We start from the raw sequence: 18892 nt of genomic DNA, 5'->3' as shown, positions 1-18892 counted from the left end.
TATCCAAGTAAATATTATAATAAAACATAACTTTACTCAAAGAACCTAAGCTTTTAATTTGGGTTTTACACTTTAATTTACAAAAAAATACACCCTACTTTTGTTAATTGTGCCGTTAGGCATCCATCTAACATTCGCTTAACCTGCATTTGTGCCTTTGTCGACGCGCATAGCGGCGGCAAAGTTGGCGCGAAAGTTGCATCAAAAGGGAGCCGTAGGCGACCGTCCAAGCAACTTTCGTGACAAAATAAATGTCAGGTTGAAGCGGGTGTTAGACAGTTTTCTTTTTAGTATTCGAAATAAATGTTATTAGTTTTTCAAAATCTCCTTCTGCTGTCTCTAAAGCTTTTTGTATTATTTCCATACGACATATTATTCTGATCCGTTTTTGTGTACCACCTCCTCTGTACGGCACTTCATCTAATACAATATCTTTAATTTTCGGATAAATATTTTCCCAAAATATTTTATACTTTGCAGTACCGAGTTTTAGTTTAAGAATATCAGAATTGATCTCAATCCGGTTAAAAAACATTCTTATAATTTTTTCAAATAATTGAATCAATTCATCTGATTGTGCTACTTCTATTTCTTCAAAAAGAGAATTTTCTTTCCTAATAAAAGAAAAACCGTATTTAGATTGTAATATTGATCTAATCATACTTGGAGAATACTCGACAACATCTTCAAGTATGTTGTGAAGTGAATTAATAGCTGTACTTCCAATTATTTGCACATTGTTTTTATCACTAGAATCGATTTCTAGTTTAATGATATTACAGTTGTTAAACATAACTTTTTCTTTTATTTTTGATATTTTTAGAGCAGTAAAAATACATTCATTAAAACAAACATCAGAAATGTTTATACTGTTTAATGGCTCTGCTTCAAAACTAATACCCGATATTTCTACATGCTTATTTAATAAATTATTTAATAATAGCATTAAATAAGAAGCATTCTCTCTAGCATAAGATGATCGCTGTTCCTGCTGGGCTTTTTCACTGATGTCCGAAAGTATGTTTTCTGGTATTCTATTATGCAATTTATATACACAAGCATCTAGAGCTCCCTTTGGTAATCTATTTCGTCTCATGATATTAAAAAGATCGCTGTAGTCTTTATTTATAATGAGGCCACTTAGCATTTCTCCCAAGAAAAAGTGATAAAAATCTTCGTGATCAAATTCAAAGTAGTTTTTATTTGAATCAGTCATTCTGAGTATTGCATGATCTCTAATTCTGTTTTTTATTTGCCAGGCCTCGTCTGCACCTAATTTCTCTGTTTCGATAAAAAGATCAGCCAGCATATCGATTACATCCTTATTTAAAATTTCAGAACGAGCAGTCCACATCTCACGTGCAATCATAGATAACAATTTTATATGTTGATCAAGAGTTAACACAGGAATGGAAATAGTTGTTTTCTTTGTTAGCCACTTGTTCGCTTCTCGTGCAGTTATTGCATAAACAAATTTATAATAAAATTCATTATAGTCACTTGAAGCTGTTGATAATAAGTCATTGATATTTTTTGTTTCTTCAAATGAACTATATAGTTTACTGGCTAGTACAGCTCTCGTTAATATAGGATGGTTTTCACCAAATATTCCCTTTATCGATGAATATAGTGATAATGAATCCTCTGTTATAAATCCACATCCTTTGCCATAATCCACAAACTGCTTTTCATTCCATCTTCTTATTTTTATTTTCGAGAAAGCAACTGGATATGAAGATATAGCATCATATAATTTAGCTTGGGTTGTAAGATTTTGATATTCATAATAAGCAGATCTGGCAGCAACTAATACAGTTCCTTTTCCTTTTATTTCTTTAATAAACTCGATCATTGCACTAATAGCAGCTCCTGAGGGAGATTCTACAAACATTTCTTCGAATCCATCAAAAGCCGGAATAATCATATTCATTTTAACAAGAGAAATGAAAGAATCATAGAAGAAACCGGTAAACTTAAATCGATTAGCTAATGTTCCTATTATTAGATCATCAAATCTTATAAATGGTTTCCCAGACAGTGCTATCGGTACAATTAATTTACCTTTCCCTGGTTTATAGTCTTTAGCATAATCAAGAGCCATTTTTTCAAGGACAGTTGTCTTTCCCTCACCTGCATTAGACGTAATATAAAGGATATGGCTTTCCCATGGATTTTTTGTATCAACAATCTTTTTTAAGATATCACATGCACTGGAGAATCCTTCTTCTGGTTGATCACTGATAGCCCAATGAAGATCATAATCAACTTCAGGAGATACAAAAGCAATATTATTTCTTAAAGTTGATAACATTGATCGAGATAATGTTGATAATCTTCCTAATCGTTCAGATATCCATACTTCTGGAGTAAATTCAGTATTATTTTCATCAATCACTTTTTCAACAGAACTATCTTCTGAAAGTTTAATTTTAATATTAATTATTTCACCACTTGCAAGTTCTAATAAAATATCATCTTTTTTGATACTAGGCTCTGAAACTGAAAAGTTAGATACTACTTCAATAAATTTATCATGATCCATCATAAGCTCCTTTCATCAATAAATGACTCTATATTTTTGGTATAATCTTTTTTATAGCGATATGGCACCGGGTGAGTATGAATGACTTTAATATTGTACCCCATATTACATAAATATCGAATGGGGGGAACAAAGTCATCATCTGATGATACTAAAAAAATGTGATCTTTATATAGCGTAGAAAAATAATGCAAATCTGTAGCAATCATTGTATCAACCAGTTTTTGTTCATTAATCAGAAACGCTTCATTTAATAACTTGTTGCAACCCAATTTTGAGCATTTTTTATTCGCAAAAATTTGATTTATACGAAACAGATCACAAGTGTTATTTGAAACACAAATTTGTGATGTATCAACTTGAATATTTATTCTTTTTTTTCTACACCTATATGTGAATGGAAGATTAACTTTCTCAAAAGCCAATGACCTTGCAATTTCTGCATTTAGCACAGTATGATTAATAACGTGTGGAAAACTATGAATCCAAGGTGAAATTGATGCTGCGGAACGAGATACTTTCTTCTGATAATCCCAGCCACCGTAAAACCGAAGATTTATCTCATCATATTTTTGTATCTTCGATACTGCTGAAAACAACCTGTTTTCTAACAGGTGTAAGTCTGTTCGTAATGAATAATCAATATTATCAAAATCAACTAATACAATGGCTATATTCTGCATAATTTCTCCATATTTAATCCGTCTAACATTCGCTTAACCTGCATTTGTGGCTTTGCCGACGCGTATAGCGTAAGGCAAAGTTGGCGCGAAAGTTGCATAAAAAAGGGAGCCGTAGACGACCGTCAAGCAACTTTCGTGACAAAACAAATGGCAGGTTGAAGCGGGTGTTAGACACTTTTATTTTATTTAATCGCTTATATTAACAATTATGCTTTTAATTTTACACTATTTTGCTTTTCATTACTATATTTAATAAATAAAAAAACTTAAAATTTTACTATAAATCTTTATTATTTACAAAATTAAACTTTCATAAATAATATTATCTTAAAATTATAAGCTTATTCTTAACAATTAGACTTTATTTTTTAACCTATATAGCTTTTAATTACTAAATCTTTAAAAATCAAACATTAAAACTTTAATTTTACTTACTAAATTAATTATAATAATCACCATGACCGTCCAAAGGACTTTTATTTCGTTGATTTCCTAAACGAGTTTTATAATTCTAAGATAAAACTTTATTTTTCCTTAACAAGTTAATTATTATAATCACCATGACCGTCCGAAGGACTTATAATTCATTGATTTCCTTAATAAGTTTTAAAATCCTAAGATACAAGATTTATTTTCCTTACCAAGTTAATTATTATAATTACCAGACCGTCCGAAGGACTTTTAACTCGTTGAATTCCTAAACTAGTTTTAAAATTCTCAGATAAAAGTTCTATTTTCCTTATCCAAGTAGCCATTATAATAAAACACAACTTTACTCAAAGAACCTAAGCTTTTAATTTGGGTTTTACACTTTAATTTACAAAAAATGCACTCCATTTTCAAAGTTACAGTTTATCGTGCCGTAAGGCATCGGTCTAACATTCGCTTAACCTGCATTTGCGGCTACTCCGCAATGTCAGGTTGAAGCGGATGTTAGGATATCTTATGTTCTTAATAAAACTTCCTCTTTTACTTTTGAATTAGTTAATTTAGGATATATTTTTATTTCTAGTCCCATTCCAATACTATCAATATAATCAATAAGTGTTGATAGCTTTATATCCTTTCTTTTTTCTAATCTTGAAACAGATGATTGACTAAAATTTGCAATCTCGCTTTGAGTAAGTTCCTGTAATTCTCTAATCCTAGCTAATTTGATTGAAAAATTTTCTCTTTCTGCTTTCAATTTTGCTTTATTTACTTCTTCCTCACTCATATATCTTTCCATCATTTCAAACGCATCTTTCATATTAACCTCCTAAATATATCCATATTTTTCAGCAATTTCTTCCGATCGTTTTATTAAATCTTTATAAAACTTCTTTTCATTTACACCTTTTTTATCCCCACCTATAAGCAAAATTGCTTTTCTTTCCTTATCAAAGAAAAAAGAAACTCTTAAAACTGTTTCAGAAGTTCGGCCTCTTAATTCTTTTAAATTTTTTATCTTCTTTGAACCATGGATAATATCCGCATATGGACGGCTTAATTCAGGACCATTTAATCTCAAAAGTTCTGTCAAATAGTACAACTCTGACATACTATCCTTATCCAAAGATTTATACCATTCTTCGTATTCTTCCGTTACATTAACTTTCCACATAATTATATTATATGCATTATAGTGCATATTTGTCAATAGATAAATAAAAATATTTAATATATTAAATGAATATATGCTAATTTTTTCTTTTATCTATCAAATAATCGCCTTTTATTACCGCACATCCCCGCATATACCTAAATTTTTATAAATCAAAACTTAAATTATTACTATTGTTCTAATGCACTGATAATTTATAAGTGAATGTTAAATTTGTTTATTAGTAATATTATATTCCATTCTTTCCATTGATTTGGCATGAATTCTATCATGCCAAATCAATCGCCGCAGCACTTTTCTAATAGACCAATCTTCTTCATCATTCTTAAATACTCTATTTCCATCTTCTTTGTATTTTTTTATTAATTCATCAATACAATTTTTTCTTCCTTTTATGATATCAAGATCAATATCGGCTTCTAAATCTACTTGTCCTAAGTAATATTTTTGTACATTACATATATGTTTATATTGTTCAAATATTGTAGAATATACATTTCCATAAAATGTTTTCCTCACTTTACTATCATCGATTACATTTTTGTTCTTACATTTGCTATATACACTATCAACCTTTTTTGCTGATAACAATGCTAACTCACATTCATGATAAAAATCATTTTCATTCTCATACTCTTTCTTCTCTACTTCAAGAATAACATTACTATCAGCATCTTCAATCATCAAATCACTATGTACAATTATTTCATAAATTTTACCAAGTTCACTAACTTCTATATCCAACCATTGTTTATATTCTTTAATTTCTCTTTCGTATTTATTTCGTGCTTCTTCTATTGTTTTTCCTCGAACATAGGCACCAGGGAGATTTTCTATCCAACCAAGAAATCCTTTTCCATTAGTTTCATATACTACTTTCATATAAATATTTCTTTGCATTTAATATGTTTTTCTTTTTTGCGCGCGTTAGCGCGTCATCATAACATTCGCTTGACCTGCATTTGCGGCTTTGCCGACGCGTATAGCGAGGCAAAGTTGGCGTAAAACTTGCGGTGCCGTATAGGCACATTACGCAAGTTTTATGACAAAACAAATGGCAGGTTGAAGCGGGTGTTAGGTTATTATTCTTTATTTAAAAGCAAATCTATTGAATCTGCTTTTCCTTTCTCTTTATAAAAAATCACTTTGTTATATTTCCAAATTCCATTTTCTTTTTCAGCATCGATATATACTCTTGAAATACCATTTTTCCCTTTTATTTTGTACGAAAGAGATGCTTTTCCTGTTCCATTTTGATTTGTACTTATAGAACCGCTAATTATAATTGGAAGTTTATATTCTTCTCCAAGATATTCCATAACATCCTGATTATTTTCAATAAGCTCCAGTGAATACTTATATGGCTCAGAGTTTTTAAATAATGAAAAAGCAGAGATACATACAATTATAGCACCAATAAAACCAATTACAAATATTACAGCATATTTTATGATTTTTTTCTTTTTACTTTCATCTGGAATTTCGATATTTATTTTCACATCAATTTCTTTATCTTTACCAAAAGTTTTTCTATATAAAAAAATGCTTCCATAAATAAAACCTAATGGACATGTAGAATATGCAAAAGGAAATACATCGTTTTTATCTTTGATTAAACAAAGAATTGTATCATTTATTATTCCAAAGATAATACCAAGTGCACTCATTATTATAATGAAGTAACAAAAAAACTTAAAAATTGCTTCTGGGCAGAATGGATTAATTTTTTGAAAACCTAAAACTACAAAAGTTATTCCCCATGCAATAAAGAAAAATCCGATACTTATTACAAAACCTAATAATACTTCTGGTAGTTTTATATCTTTGCAAATACAAATAATACAATTCAAGATGCAAACAACAAAAATAGTTCCTAAAATGAGCTTTACATTCTTTTCAAAAAAATCAATTATTTTTCCCATTTTTTCCTCTGCGCGAAGCGTCAATCTAACATTCGCTTAACCTGCATTTGCGGTTCCTCCGCAATGTCAGGTTGAAGCGAGTGTTAGATTTCTTTACTAAATTATTTTTAAATACATAGCTAAAAAGTAGTTTACACGTTTTATGGAACTTTTATATGTAAACTACTTTTTTATTCCTATGAATATTCTACTTTACTTCAACATAGTCAATTGCTATACCTGAAAGAATTATGTAATCATAATTACCTTTCTTTCCTCGTCCATCAATGACTACATTAACAACATCATCAGCCTTAGGATACATTTCTTTTGCAACTTCAAGCAATTTTGTGTATCCACCTCCGGATCCTGACAATTTACCTTTATACTCTACTCTACCTAATATAACATACTTACTTCCATCAGCTGGAAATTGTGCTGTTGTTTCTATAGGTCTTACTGTTGAGCAGCCAACAACTAATACAACGCTTATCAGTGCTAATATAAGCGTTCCAATCATTGAAACTATTTTTTTCTGTTTCATCTTTAATCCTTCCTTCTTGCAGTATCCTTTTTTACTGCAATCATTTTATTTTTTGTCGAAGGAATGTTTTGATTGGTTCCATTACCTGCCTGCCTTTAGGCAGGTCAATCTAACATTCGCTTAACCTGCTTTGCGGTTCCTCCGCAATGTCAGGTTGAAGCGGGTGTTAGACACTTTTATTTTATTTAATCGCTTATATTAACAATTGTGCTTTTAATTTTACACTATTTTGCTTTTTATTACTATATTTAATAAATAAAAAACTTAAAATTTTACTATAAAGCTTTATTATTTGCATATATAACTTTCATATTACTTAACGCATATACTAAAAACTATTTATTTAACTATAATTCTATATTATTTACAAAACTAATCTTTTATAAAATATCATAGGCTTATTCTTAACAATTAGACTTTTTTTAGCCTATACAGCTTTTCATCATTAAATTAAAAAATCAACAATTTTACTATAAAGCTAAAATTTTACTTTACTTAGCAAATAATTATAATAATTACCATGACCGTCCGAAGGACTTTTAACTCGTCGATTTCCTTAAAAAGTTTAAAAACACTCAGATAAAAGTTATTTTTCCTTAGAAAGTAATTATTATAATTACCAGACCGTCCGAAGGACTTTTAACTCGTTGAATTCCTAAACTAGTTTTAAAATTCTCAGATAAAAGTTCTATTTTCCTTATCCAAGTAGCCACTATAATAAAACACAACTTTACTCGAAAGAACCTAAGCTTTTAATTTGGGTTTTACACACTTTAATTTACAAAAAACACGCACCATTTTTTCAAAGTTGCAGTTAATTGTGCCGTAAGGCATCTGTCTAACTACCGCTTAACCTGCGTTGCGGCTTGTCCGCAATGTCAGGTTGAAGCGGGTGTTAGGTATATAATTATTTAATAATATACTATAATTTTAGAAAAAAAAATAATTCTACCCCATTTTTACTTAAAATAATTATTATAATACTTCATACATTCATTTATATTTAATATATAAAATTTTTATAACTCTTTACTTATCCATTGCAATTCTTATATTTTATAATAATATATCAAAACATATAAAAGTATTATTCATTAATTACTTTCATTTTTTATACTATTATTTAACTTTATTTTTCTAAATTTAAATAATATTAAGTTTTTATATAATGTAATACTATTTCTATAATAATTTAATTCTATATATACTTCAATATTAATTTACTTATTTATTTTAATAAATCTTGTATGCTTCTATAAAAAGCTTACTACATAATACTTTAATTGCATCTTAATAATTTAAATTCGAAAGTCATTGCTAATATCGATAAAAAAATTACTCTACCCAGAAACTGTATGATTACATCATATCATAATGTAATCATACAGAGGTAAATAAACTTACCTAATCATCATCATCATCATCATCATCATCATCATCATCATCATCATCATCATCATCATCATCTATTTCTTGATCACCCCATTCGTAACCACATTCCTCGCAAACATAACACCAACCATCAAAGTATGCTCCTTCAGCTCCACATTTTATACAAGTTGTAGTATCAGACATAAAACACCTCCTAAAACTTTTCTAAGACTTTTGAAAGTAAATTAGATAAACCATCTGTCTTAGGTCGCTTTGGGGTATGTTTATATATCGTACCAAACATAGATTCCCAACGTTTGTTAATTTCATCAATTGGTTTTGTTCCATTTAACTTAGCCTTTCGATATCCTACTTCAATAATCCGATTACCAATATCATCGAGACACTCATGATACTTTCTAGCCATACTTGGCCTCCTATAAATTTATTTTTAGATCGAAATAAATGTTATAGGTCGGTTCCGCACCTGCCTGCCTTTAGGCTGGTCAACCTAACATTCGCTTAACCTGCATTTGCGGCTACTCCGCAATGTCAGGTTGAAGCGGGTGTTAGACACTTTTAGTTTATTTAATCGCTTATATTAACAATTATGCTTTTAATTTTACACTATTTTGCTTTTTATTACTATATTTAATAAATAAAAAAACTTAAAATTTTACTATGAAGCTTTATTATTTACAAAACTAAACTTTTATAAATAATATTATCTTAAAATTATAAGCTTATTCTTAACAATTAGACTTTTTTTAGCCTATACAGCTTTTCATCATTAAATTAAAAAATCAACAATTTTACTATAAAGCTAAAATTTTACTTTACTTAGCAAATAATTATAATAATTACCATGACCGTCCGAAGGACTTTTATTTTGTTGATTTACTAAACGAGTTATAAAATCCTAAGATAAAACTTTATTTTTCCTTAACAAGTTAATTATTATAATCACCATGACCGTCCGAAGGACTTATAATTCATTGATTTCCTTAATAAGTTTTAAAATCCTAAGATACAAGATTTATTTTCCTTACCAAGTTAATTATTATAATTACCAGACCATCCGAAGGACTTTTATTTGTTGTTTTCCTTAACGAGTTTAAAACCCTAAGACAAAAGTTTATTTTTCTTAACAAGTTAATTATTATAATTACCAGACCGTCCGAAGGACTTTTATTTTGTTGATTTACTTAGCAAGTTTTAAAATTCTTAGATAAAAATTTATTTTTCTTATCCAAGTAGATAATAATAAAACACAACTTTATTCAAAGAACCTAAGCTTTTAATTTGGGTTTTCGCTTTAATTTACAAAAAAATGCATCCCATTTTTCAAAGTTACAGTTAATCGTGCCGTAAGACATCGGTCTAACATTCGCTTAACCTGCATTTGCGGCTACTCCGCAATGTCAGGTTGAAGCGAGTGTTAGACACTTTTAGTTTATTTAATCGCTTATATTAACAATTATGCTTTTAATTTTACACTATTTTGCTTTTTATTACTATATTTAATAAATAAAAAAACTTAAAATTTTACTATGAAGCTTTATTATTTACAAAACTAAACTTTTATAAATAATATTATCTTAAAATTATAAGCTTATTCTTAACAATTAGACTTTATTTTTTAACCTATACAGCTTTTCATCATTAAATTAAAAAATCAACAATTTTACTATAAAGCTAAAATTTTATTTTCATTAACAAATAATTATAATAATTACCAGACCGTCCGAAGGACTTTTATTTTGTCGATTTCCTTAACGAGTTTAAAATACTTAGGGGCACCTCTAAAAACCTATTTTTTAGTGTACCTATTTATTATTTTAGTAGCTTTTTTATAAATTGTCTAGTGTAAAACTTGGATTCTTTATCTTAGTTCCCTTACTTTTCATTTTATTACCTATATGCTCCCTCATTTTATTTCTTTAGATAGCAATATCGGCATAAGTTGTATGTTAAGTTCATCATTATTATCGAAAATGTTGCACGAGCTAATCCTATCGTTCTTACATAGATACCTTTCATTGAGTTTATCATAAAGCCAAATACATGTTCTACTCTCGCCCGTATTTTTGATTTTTTCTGTTACCGATTTTTTGGTTTTTAGTAAGAGGTTTTCCTCTTGCTCCTCTTTCACAAATTTGCCCTTCTATTCCTTTCGCTTTTAAAATCCTGTCTATTTCTTCTCCTATATAGGCACTATCTGCGTATAATCTTTCATCTTCCCTTTCAACTAAATTTTTTAACTCTCTACTATCATGAACATTGGCTGCTGTTACCGTCGCTTTCAATATAAGCTTACTTTTTTTATCTACTTTTATATGATCTTTATAACCGTAATAGCTACGTTTGTGCTTCTTTGTCCACCTAGCATCACAGTCTTTTTGTGATAATTTTGCCTTATTTTTGCTTCTTGCCATTGTTCAGGGATTTTTCCGTTTTGATTTGTTCATTTTCATCTTTGCTGTTATGCTGTATCGGAGCTTCTACTATTGTCGCATCTATTATCGTTCCCTCTTTCCTATTAAGTTATTTCTAGCTAATTCTTTTCCAAACTTTTCAAATAACTTTTTGATACTCTCCTTCAATGAGTTTTTCTTTAAAAGCCATATTGTTTTTGCATCGGGTACTTTATCTTTTAATTCCAATCCTAAAAATCTCATAAAGGATAGCCGATCGTTTATTTGATATTCCGTTTGATCATCACTTATGTTGTATAATTTTGTAAGATTATTATTTTAAACATCAGTACATAATCGTATGCAGGTCTTCCGCCTAAACCTTTTGGCTCTTTGGTTAATGCTTTTTTTAATAGTGGTTTGAATATTTCCCAATTTATTTTTTCGTTTAATTTTTCAAGACTATCTCCTAACTTGCTTAATACTCTTAAACGATCTTCTTCATCAAATAATCCTTTTTGTTTCATACCTCATTTTATCATCTTTTTAATCTTTTTTAAAGGGGGTTTTTAGAGGTGCCCTTAGATAAATTTTAATTTTCCTTAGAAAATAATTATTATAAACACAGACCGTCCGAAGGACTTTTATTTTGTCGATTTCCTTAACGAGTTTAAAATACTTAGATAAATTTTAATTTTCCTTAGAAAATAATTATTATAAACACAGACCGTCCGAAGGACTTTTAAATCGTTGATTTCCTTAAAAAGTTTAAAAACACTCAGATAAAACTTTATTTTCCTTAGAAAATAATTATTATAAACACAGACCGTCCAAAGGACTTTTATTTTGTTGATTTCCTTAACGAGTTTAAAAATCCTCAGATGAAAGTTTATTTTTCCTTATCAAAATAGATATTATAATAAAACAAAACTTTATTCAAAGAACCTAAGCTTTTAACTTGGGTTTTACGCTTTAATTTACAAAAAAATACACACTACTTTTTCAAAGTTGCAGTTAATTGTGCCGTTAGGCATCTGTCTAACATTCGCTTAACCTGCATTTGCGGCTCCTCCGCAATGTCAGGTTGAAGCGGGTGTTAGACACTTTTATTTTATTTAATCGCTTATATTAACAATTATGCTTTTAATTTTACACTATTTTGCTTTTTATTACTATATTTAATAAATAAACTTAAAATTTTACTGTAAAACTTTATTATTTACAAAACTAAACTTTTATAAATAATATTATCTTAAAATTATAAGCTTATTCTTAACAATTAGACTTTATTTTTTAACCTATACAGCTTTTCATCATTAAATTAAAAAATCAACAATTTTACTATAAAGCTAAAATTGTATTTTCATTAACAAATAATTATAATAATTACCAGACCGTCCGAAGGACTTTTATTTTGTCGATTTCCTTAACGAGTTTAAAATACTTAGATAAATTTTAATTTTCCTTAGAAAATAATTATTATAAACACAGACCGTCCGAAGGACTTTTAACTCGTTGATTTCCTTACCAAGTTAAAAAAACTAAGATGAAAGTTTTATTTTCCTTATCCAAGTAGCCATTATAATAAAACACAACTTTACTCAAAGAACCTAAGCTTTTAATTTGGGTTTTACGCTTTAATTTACAAAAAATGCACTCCATTTTCAAAGTTACCGTTTATCGTGCCGTAAGGCATCGGTCTAACATTCGCTTGACCTGCATTTGTGTCTTTGCCTGAAGCGTATAGCGTAAGGCAAAGTTGGCGTAAAACTTGCGGTGCCGTATAGGCACATTAAGCAAGTTTTATGACAAAACAAATGTCAGCGTTGAAGCGGGTGTTAGACGATTTCTTTTATGTCTTTTGCATTCTCATATTTTTCTTTAAATCTATTATGTATCTCATTATCGTCTGATTGTATTATAAAAAAAGAACTATCAAATGCTACAATTTCAAATATTGCTTCATGTATATATTTTGTATTTACATCTTTGCATATATTACTATTTCCATCTATGTAAAAATTATTATCTACTGAAAGTTCTTCGATTGAATATTTTTTTGGTATCGCTGAAAATACAGCCCAAATAAATTGTATTTTTGTCTCCTTTGAAAGTCTTTCTAATTCAGTTCCCGGGATCCAATATTCAATACTTTCTTTTTGCAGTTTCCATTCATCAAGTAAATATTGGTTACAATTTGTTTCAACTTCAGTTAATGCAAAATTATATTTTGATGGATCGTCACAAACGAATGGAAGCCAATCATTTAAATAAGTATAGAAATCTATTTCTGGTGTTTTATAAATTATTGTTTTCATACTATTATCTCTACCGAAGATGAGTGTCTAACGCTCGCCTTTAGATAAGTCCTTGCTTAAAATAAAATCTATTGGTAATTCTATCATAAAACTAATAATAAAGCAAATTAAAGCAACTAATATAAGTCCAATAATAAATTCTTTTAAATGTATTGCATTAGTTTCATCAAATAATAAAAAAGGTAATAAACTTACCCATAAAAAAATTAGTCGATAAACACTTAATCAAGTGTTTATTCTAAATTCCCGTAATTGTTTTTTATTCTTTACTATTGCTGCAATGATATATGATAATCCTTGCAAAATAAACTAGTAATACATTAAAGGCATATGCAAAAAAAATCTTTTTGTGAAAAATATTACATCAGAGAATGTGAAAACATCAGGTGTATGTGTAAACATGCAAAGATACGTAAGATAATAGTTTATTACAGTTATTGAAAATATTACATTTTTCTATTAACACTATTTTTAAGATAAAACAAAAATGCAATTAAAAATAAAATAAATATAATACTCCATTGAAAAAATACCCTATCGCCGTTAAGAGCTAAATAATACATCATAAAATCAACATTTGATGCACTTACCGCTAACGCTATTCCAACGATTATAAAAAGATTATATATAAATAAACCTAAATTGAAAACTTTATAAAATCTATTCATTTTTTCCTTTTTGTTGCTCTATGAGCAATCCGTCTAACATTCGCTTAACCTGCATTTGCGGCTTGTCCGCAATGTCAGGTTGAAGCGGGTGTTATGTGTTATTTCGTATTATATTCAATTATATAAACTCCTTTCCAAATTCCTCTATAATTGAAAACTTCTTCTCCTATATAATCATTATATTCTTCTAACGCACTAGTTATAATATTTGAATTTTTCTAAATTCACTACTTTTATCTATAAAATATGTTTTTACACATAGACATAATAAAAATATAATAATTGTATTTTTTATTTTTTCTAGCCTTTTAATATTATGCAATTCACCTTGTTGAGCTATACAACATTTATTTATTTTTTTAGTAAATAATAAATTACAAAATTAATAAAAAAATCAAAATAAAACAATCAATAGAATAATAGAAATAGAATAAATATTAATTATCTAAGTCATTAGTTTATTTTTTAGTAAAATATTTATACCAAAACATAGCAGGATTAAGAATGTAGTCTTTATTTTTATTTGAAATTAAGTCTTCTATATTGTCAACGGTAATACAATATCTTTCTATTAAACCAAAAATATTTCTTAGCTTTTCTTTTGTTAAAGATTTTTTTTCTATTTGAATAATTATTTTAGAACCAATTCGTTCAATTTTATTTGATATATTTTTTAAATAAAATTCAAAACTTTCTTCATCTAAAATGGAATAAAAATAAATATTTGAAAAAACTAATTTCATTTTTCTTATTTTAATCCTTGCACCCTAAGGGGTGCCCACATAACATTCGCTTAACCTGCATTTGTGGCTCGTCCGCAATGTCAGGTTGAAGCGGGTGTTAGGCGTTATTTTCAAATCGAACTAGATACTATTTAATTATATTTGCTTTTATTTTATCAAACTCAGTTGCTAAAAAATCTATTTTTATTGAATCGTTAAAATATTCACTATCAAAACCTTGTATTATTATTGTTCCAATAAATTTTTCTACATCATATTCTCCTAGACATTCATCAAGAAATAAAAAACCAATTCGACTATAAATGTCATATTCATTCTCAGTATATCCATTGCAAAAAAGAACAATCCCTACTTTACTTTTATCTTCATCGTTTATAAACATAAATCTTACATCATTTGGATGAAGTTCTTTATCTCCTATTTTAATTGAATTCTCTATTTTTCTTCTCGGGCGGAATTCAATAAAAGTCCATTCTGATAATTCCGGTTTTAATGAATACAATTTTTCTACTGCAGGAAATGCATCTAATATTCCATCTGCACTAATTATAAACTCTCTTTTTCCATTTTTTACAGAACTAATTTCAAATGTTAGATCGGGATTTATTTTATGTAATTGAATTTGAAGTTCATCAAAAATTTCTTCTTGACTTGCCTCATAATTATATATTAATTGTGATTTTTTACAAAACCAACTCCAAAATTTTTCTTCTCTTGTTTTAACAAAACATGATATTAATCCCATAAACATAAATCCTATAATGAATATATTTTTTTCATTTTTTTCTCGTTGCCCATTGGGCAATCCGCCTAACATTCGCTTAACCTGCATTTGCGGCTCATCCGCAATGGCAGGTTGAAGCGGGTGTTAGGCATCTCTAATAAATATATATCTTATATTGCTGTTTTCCAGAAACATTGTTTTAATTGAACATTGAAAAGTTGATCCAATATATTTTCGATATTATCTTCTTGAATTTTACATACTGGTTATTTTTAAATATTCTATTATATGTATTGAAATAGCCTTTGAGCTGATAGCTCAGCACATCTATACTTTTCATACTCAGAATTAAAAAAAAGTGTAAAATTGGGAAATATGTTTAGAAGATTTGTATGCTTTGAAATATATTCATCTTTATGATACTGATTTGAATGCATATTTTCATAAAAGAAACAATCTGTTCCATCCAAACACAATTCATCATTATATGAACTATCTTTAATTTTTTTTATAAAACAAACTAAAATGATTATGTGAATATCTTCATATTCTCGATGCTTAAGTATTCTGTCTATTAAAGAATTGGTATCAGCAAGTAATTTGAAATATTCACATAGATGCTGACTGTCATATAAAGAAATAAATAATACATTCGTAGTATGATCAGCCTTATTTATTTTGCTTTTCATTAGTTTCAAATATTCTTCAAGTCGATAATCCTCCCTTGTTAATATACTGTATTGTTTATAATTCATCTTATCAGAGTCTTATTATATAATTTGGAATAATCTCGGTTTTAATTAGATTATGATCAAAATTATCTATACGATAATCAACAGAATAATACAATATATCCGTATTTAATCGCCTAATAAATCCAGGTGTCTTTATTTCAATATTGTAAATCCAATTGTCATAATTAACTTGAAAATCCACATCCTTATTTCCATTTATTTTTTTATCTTTAGTATATTCAATGTTTTTACTTTTTAGTGTATTCTCTACGATTATTTCACTGAATACCTGCATTTTCGCATCTTCATTTTGAGCTTTTTTAATTCGTGATAAATATTCTTCATTCATATTATCTTCCGCCCGAAGGGTCTGCTTAACATTCGCTTAACCTGCATTTGCGGCTCATCCGCAATGGCAGGTTGAAGCGGGTGTTAGGCATCTCTAATAAATATATATCTTATATTGCTGTTTTCCAGAAACATTGTTTTAATTGAACATTGAAAAGTTGATCCAATATATTTTTCGATATTATCTTCTTGAAATTTTACATACTGGTTATTTTTTAAATATTCTATTATATGTATTGGAAATAGCCTTTGAGCTGATAGCTCAGCACATCTATACTTTTCATACTCAGAATTAAAAAAAAGTGTAAAATTGGGAAATATGTTTAGAAGATTTGTATGCTTTGAAATATATTCATCTTTATGATACTGATTTGAATGCATATTTTCATAAAAGAAACAATCTGTTCCATCCAAACACAATTCATCATTATATGAACTATCTTTAATTTTTTTTATAAAACAAACTAAAATGATTATGTGAATATCTTCATATTCTCGATGCTTAAGTATTCTGTCTATTAAAGAATTGGTATCAGCAAGTAATTTGAAATATTCACATAGATGCTGACTGTCATATAAAGAAATAAATAATACATTCGTAGTATGATCAGCCTTATTTATTTTGCTTTTCATTAGTTTCAAATATTCTTCAAGTCGATAATCCTCCCTTGTTAATATACTGTATTGTTTATAATTCATCTTATCAGAAGTCTTATTATATAAATTTGGAATAATCTCGGTTTTAATTAGATTATGATCAAAATTATCTATACGATAATCAACAGAATAATACAATATATCCGTATTTAATCGCCTAATAAATCCAGGTGTCTTTATTTCAATATTGTAAATCCAATTGTCATAATTAACTTGAAAATCCACATCCTTATTTCCATTTATTTTTTTATCTTTAGTATATTCAATGTTTTTACTTTTTAGTGTATTCTCTACGATTATTTCACTGAATACCTGCATTTTCGCATCTTCATTTTGAGCTTTTTTAATTCGTGATAAATATTCTTCATTCATATTATCTTCCGCCCGAAGGGTCTGCTTAACTAACGCTTGACCTGCATTTGTACCTTTGCCGACGCGAAGCGCAAGGCAAAGTTGGCGTAAAACTTGCGGTGCCGAAAAGGCACATTAAGCAAGTTTTATGACAAACAAATGTCAGGTTGAAGCGGGTGTTAGGTATTTATAATAATTTTCCATAATCACGTTTTGCATAAAATATATGCATTATAGTAACTACTTTTTTATTATCATCAATTAAATATAATGCTATATAATTATTCTTAAATATAAAACGATGATACCCTTTCTTATGTAATTTCAAAATAGAACATCGAGGAAACATATATGGATTTTCAGCTAAAAAAGATTTTTGTCTAAAAAAATCATCTAATAAACTTGATACAGCGTCTGGATTTACAAGTATTTCTTTTATATATTTTACAATTTCATTCAAATCTCTCTTTGCCTTATCAGTGATTTGAATATCATAAATCATAGCGACTTTTTATCTCCTCTATAGCCTCATCAATATCGGAAACCCTGTCGTTTTGCAAATCTATTTCTGCTTCTTCCAAATTACTATAAAGATCATTAAAAAAAGCATTTCCTTCATATGTTTCCATACTCATAATAACCATATCACCATAGCCATTTTTTGTTATAAAAATCGGCTCATTTGTTTCATGACAAAGATTTGAAATCGCACTCGTATTTTTTAAGTCGCGAATTGGTACTATTTGCGGCATATGCATCTCCTTAATGGTTTTATTATACCATAATAATACCTTTATGTCTATAATAAATACTTTTTTATAATAAAACAGTAAAACTCCTATGAATTTTCATATAATCATAGGGAGAAAACCAAAACTTATGATTCTCTAATTTTTGCTTTTATTTTTTCTCGTAAGCCTTTAGTAATATAATATGAATCTATCCTTGCACACATATCATCTTTTGAAAGATGTTCTTTTTCCATTATTTTTTTACAAGTTGCAGAAATAATAGTTTCATACCCATATTTGGCTATTACTGAAGAACCGGCTCCTATAACTATTAATGTTATAACTCCACCTATCATTCCACCGGGACCAAGTAATGCCAATGTCGATGTTACTGCTGCTGCACCTGCAAGACCGGTACTACTCATTACGATTATAAAAACCAATGCTGGAATTCCTATACCTGCAAGGCGTTCTACAAATTCGTCCATAAAAATCTCCTATAAATTTATTTTTCAGTCGAAATAAATGTTATAGGCTGGTTCCGCACCTGCCTGCCTTCA

General features: G+C 28.3%; 21 protein-coding genes. All 21 read right to left on the bottom strand.

Translation table 11 applies throughout. From position 1 onward, the window contains the following. Window positions 1-271: 271 nt before the first annotated feature. Window positions 272-2545 carry an NACHT domain-containing protein gene (locus tag E4O01_RS04130; RefSeq protein WP_253694583.1) on the bottom strand — a complete coding sequence of 758 codons (2274 nt, stop codon included), beginning with the start codon at window positions 2543-2545 and terminating at the stop codon, window positions 272-274. Beyond that, the gene (locus tag E4O01_RS04125; protein WP_253694582.1) at window positions 2542-3225 is read right to left on the bottom strand and encodes an NYN domain-containing protein; all 684 of its coding nucleotides are present in this window, start codon (window positions 3223-3225) and stop codon (window positions 2542-2544) included. The genes E4O01_RS04130 and E4O01_RS04125 overlap by 4 nt, the downstream gene beginning before the upstream one ends. Before the next feature lie 943 nt (window positions 3226-4168). After that, a complete protein-coding gene (locus tag E4O01_RS04120) occupies window positions 4169-4474 on the bottom strand; it encodes a helix-turn-helix domain-containing protein (protein WP_253677613.1) in 306 nt (101 codons plus the stop codon). A gap of 9 nt (window positions 4475-4483) precedes the next feature. Continuing rightward, window positions 4484-4828 (bottom strand): type II toxin-antitoxin system RelE/ParE family toxin, encoded by a 345-nt coding sequence (locus E4O01_RS04115; RefSeq protein WP_253686726.1) that lies wholly within the window; start codon window positions 4826-4828, stop codon window positions 4484-4486. 207 nt (window positions 4829-5035) lie between these two features. Then, the gene (locus E4O01_RS04110; protein ID WP_253694581.1) at window positions 5036-5710 is read right to left on the bottom strand and encodes a hypothetical protein; all 675 of its coding nucleotides are present in this window, start codon (window positions 5708-5710) and stop codon (window positions 5036-5038) included. 200 nt (window positions 5711-5910) lie between these two features. After that, entirely contained in the window at window positions 5911-6750 is an 840-nt protein-coding gene (locus E4O01_RS04105) for a cytochrome c oxidase assembly factor Coa1 family protein (RefSeq protein ID WP_253694580.1), read from the bottom strand. Window positions 6751-6937: 187 nt separating this feature from the next. Beyond that, a complete protein-coding gene (locus E4O01_RS04100; RefSeq protein ID WP_253687591.1) occupies window positions 6938-7273 on the bottom strand; it encodes a hypothetical protein in 336 nt (111 codons plus the stop codon). 1404 nt (window positions 7274-8677) lie between these two features. Beyond that, window positions 8678-8848 (bottom strand): hypothetical protein, encoded by a 171-nt coding sequence (locus tag E4O01_RS04095; RefSeq protein WP_253694579.1) that lies wholly within the window; start codon window positions 8846-8848, stop codon window positions 8678-8680. Window positions 8849-8858: 10 nt separating this feature from the next. Beyond that, entirely contained in the window at window positions 8859-9071 is a 213-nt protein-coding gene (locus E4O01_RS04090) for a hypothetical protein (RefSeq protein ID WP_253694578.1), read from the bottom strand. A 1505-nt stretch (window positions 9072-10576) separates the two neighbouring features. Further along, window positions 10577-10684, bottom strand: coding sequence for a hypothetical protein (locus E4O01_RS14745; protein ID WP_231577530.1), 108 nt, complete (start codon window positions 10682-10684; stop codon window positions 10577-10579). Window positions 10685-10713: 29 nt separating this feature from the next. Then, a complete protein-coding gene (locus E4O01_RS04085) occupies window positions 10714-11079 on the bottom strand; it encodes a transposase (protein WP_371922613.1) in 366 nt (121 codons plus the stop codon). A gap of 84 nt (window positions 11080-11163) precedes the next feature. Further along, window positions 11164-11322, bottom strand: a complete 159-nt coding sequence (locus E4O01_RS04080; RefSeq protein WP_253730177.1) for a transposase — start codon at window positions 11320-11322, stop codon at window positions 11164-11166. 44 nt (window positions 11323-11366) lie between these two features. Further along, complete coding sequence (locus E4O01_RS04075) at window positions 11367-11585, bottom strand: transposase (RefSeq protein ID WP_253730176.1); 219 nt, start codon at window positions 11583-11585, stop codon at window positions 11367-11369. Between the two features lie 1311 nt (window positions 11586-12896). Beyond that, window positions 12897-13376 carry a hypothetical protein gene (locus tag E4O01_RS04070; protein ID WP_253694576.1) on the bottom strand — a complete coding sequence of 160 codons (480 nt, stop codon included), beginning with the start codon at window positions 13374-13376 and terminating at the stop codon, window positions 12897-12899. A 1126-nt stretch (window positions 13377-14502) separates the two neighbouring features. Then, a complete protein-coding gene (locus tag E4O01_RS04065; RefSeq protein WP_253694575.1) occupies window positions 14503-14787 on the bottom strand; it encodes a hypothetical protein in 285 nt (94 codons plus the stop codon). A gap of 127 nt (window positions 14788-14914) precedes the next feature. After that, the gene (locus E4O01_RS04060; protein WP_253730175.1) at window positions 14915-15604 is read right to left on the bottom strand and encodes a hypothetical protein; all 690 of its coding nucleotides are present in this window, start codon (window positions 15602-15604) and stop codon (window positions 14915-14917) included. 666 nt (window positions 15605-16270) lie between these two features. Beyond that, window positions 16271-16594 (bottom strand): hypothetical protein, encoded by a 324-nt coding sequence (locus tag E4O01_RS04055; protein ID WP_253730174.1) that lies wholly within the window; start codon window positions 16592-16594, stop codon window positions 16271-16273. 83 nt (window positions 16595-16677) lie between these two features. Further along, entirely contained in the window at window positions 16678-17622 is a 945-nt protein-coding gene (locus tag E4O01_RS04050; protein WP_253694573.1) for a hypothetical protein, read from the bottom strand. 166 nt (window positions 17623-17788) lie between these two features. Beyond that, the gene (locus E4O01_RS04045; RefSeq protein ID WP_253694570.1) at window positions 17789-18103 is read right to left on the bottom strand and encodes a type II toxin-antitoxin system RelE/ParE family toxin; all 315 of its coding nucleotides are present in this window, start codon (window positions 18101-18103) and stop codon (window positions 17789-17791) included. Continuing rightward, on the bottom strand, window positions 18093-18359 hold the full coding sequence (locus E4O01_RS04040) for a type II toxin-antitoxin system Phd/YefM family antitoxin (protein ID WP_371819633.1): 267 nt from the start codon (window positions 18357-18359) through the stop codon (window positions 18093-18095). The genes E4O01_RS04045 and E4O01_RS04040 overlap by 11 nt, the downstream gene beginning before the upstream one ends. Before the next feature lie 119 nt (window positions 18360-18478). Then, window positions 18479-18820 (bottom strand): hypothetical protein, encoded by a 342-nt coding sequence (locus E4O01_RS04035; RefSeq protein ID WP_253694568.1) that lies wholly within the window; start codon window positions 18818-18820, stop codon window positions 18479-18481. Window positions 18821-18892 lie beyond the last annotated feature (72 nt).

The organism is Treponema sp. OMZ 790, from assembly GCF_024181285.1.
GTDB lineage: Bacteria > Spirochaetota > Spirochaetia > Treponematales > Treponemataceae > Treponema_B.
This window is presented reverse-complemented; position numbering and strand designations above follow the sequence as displayed.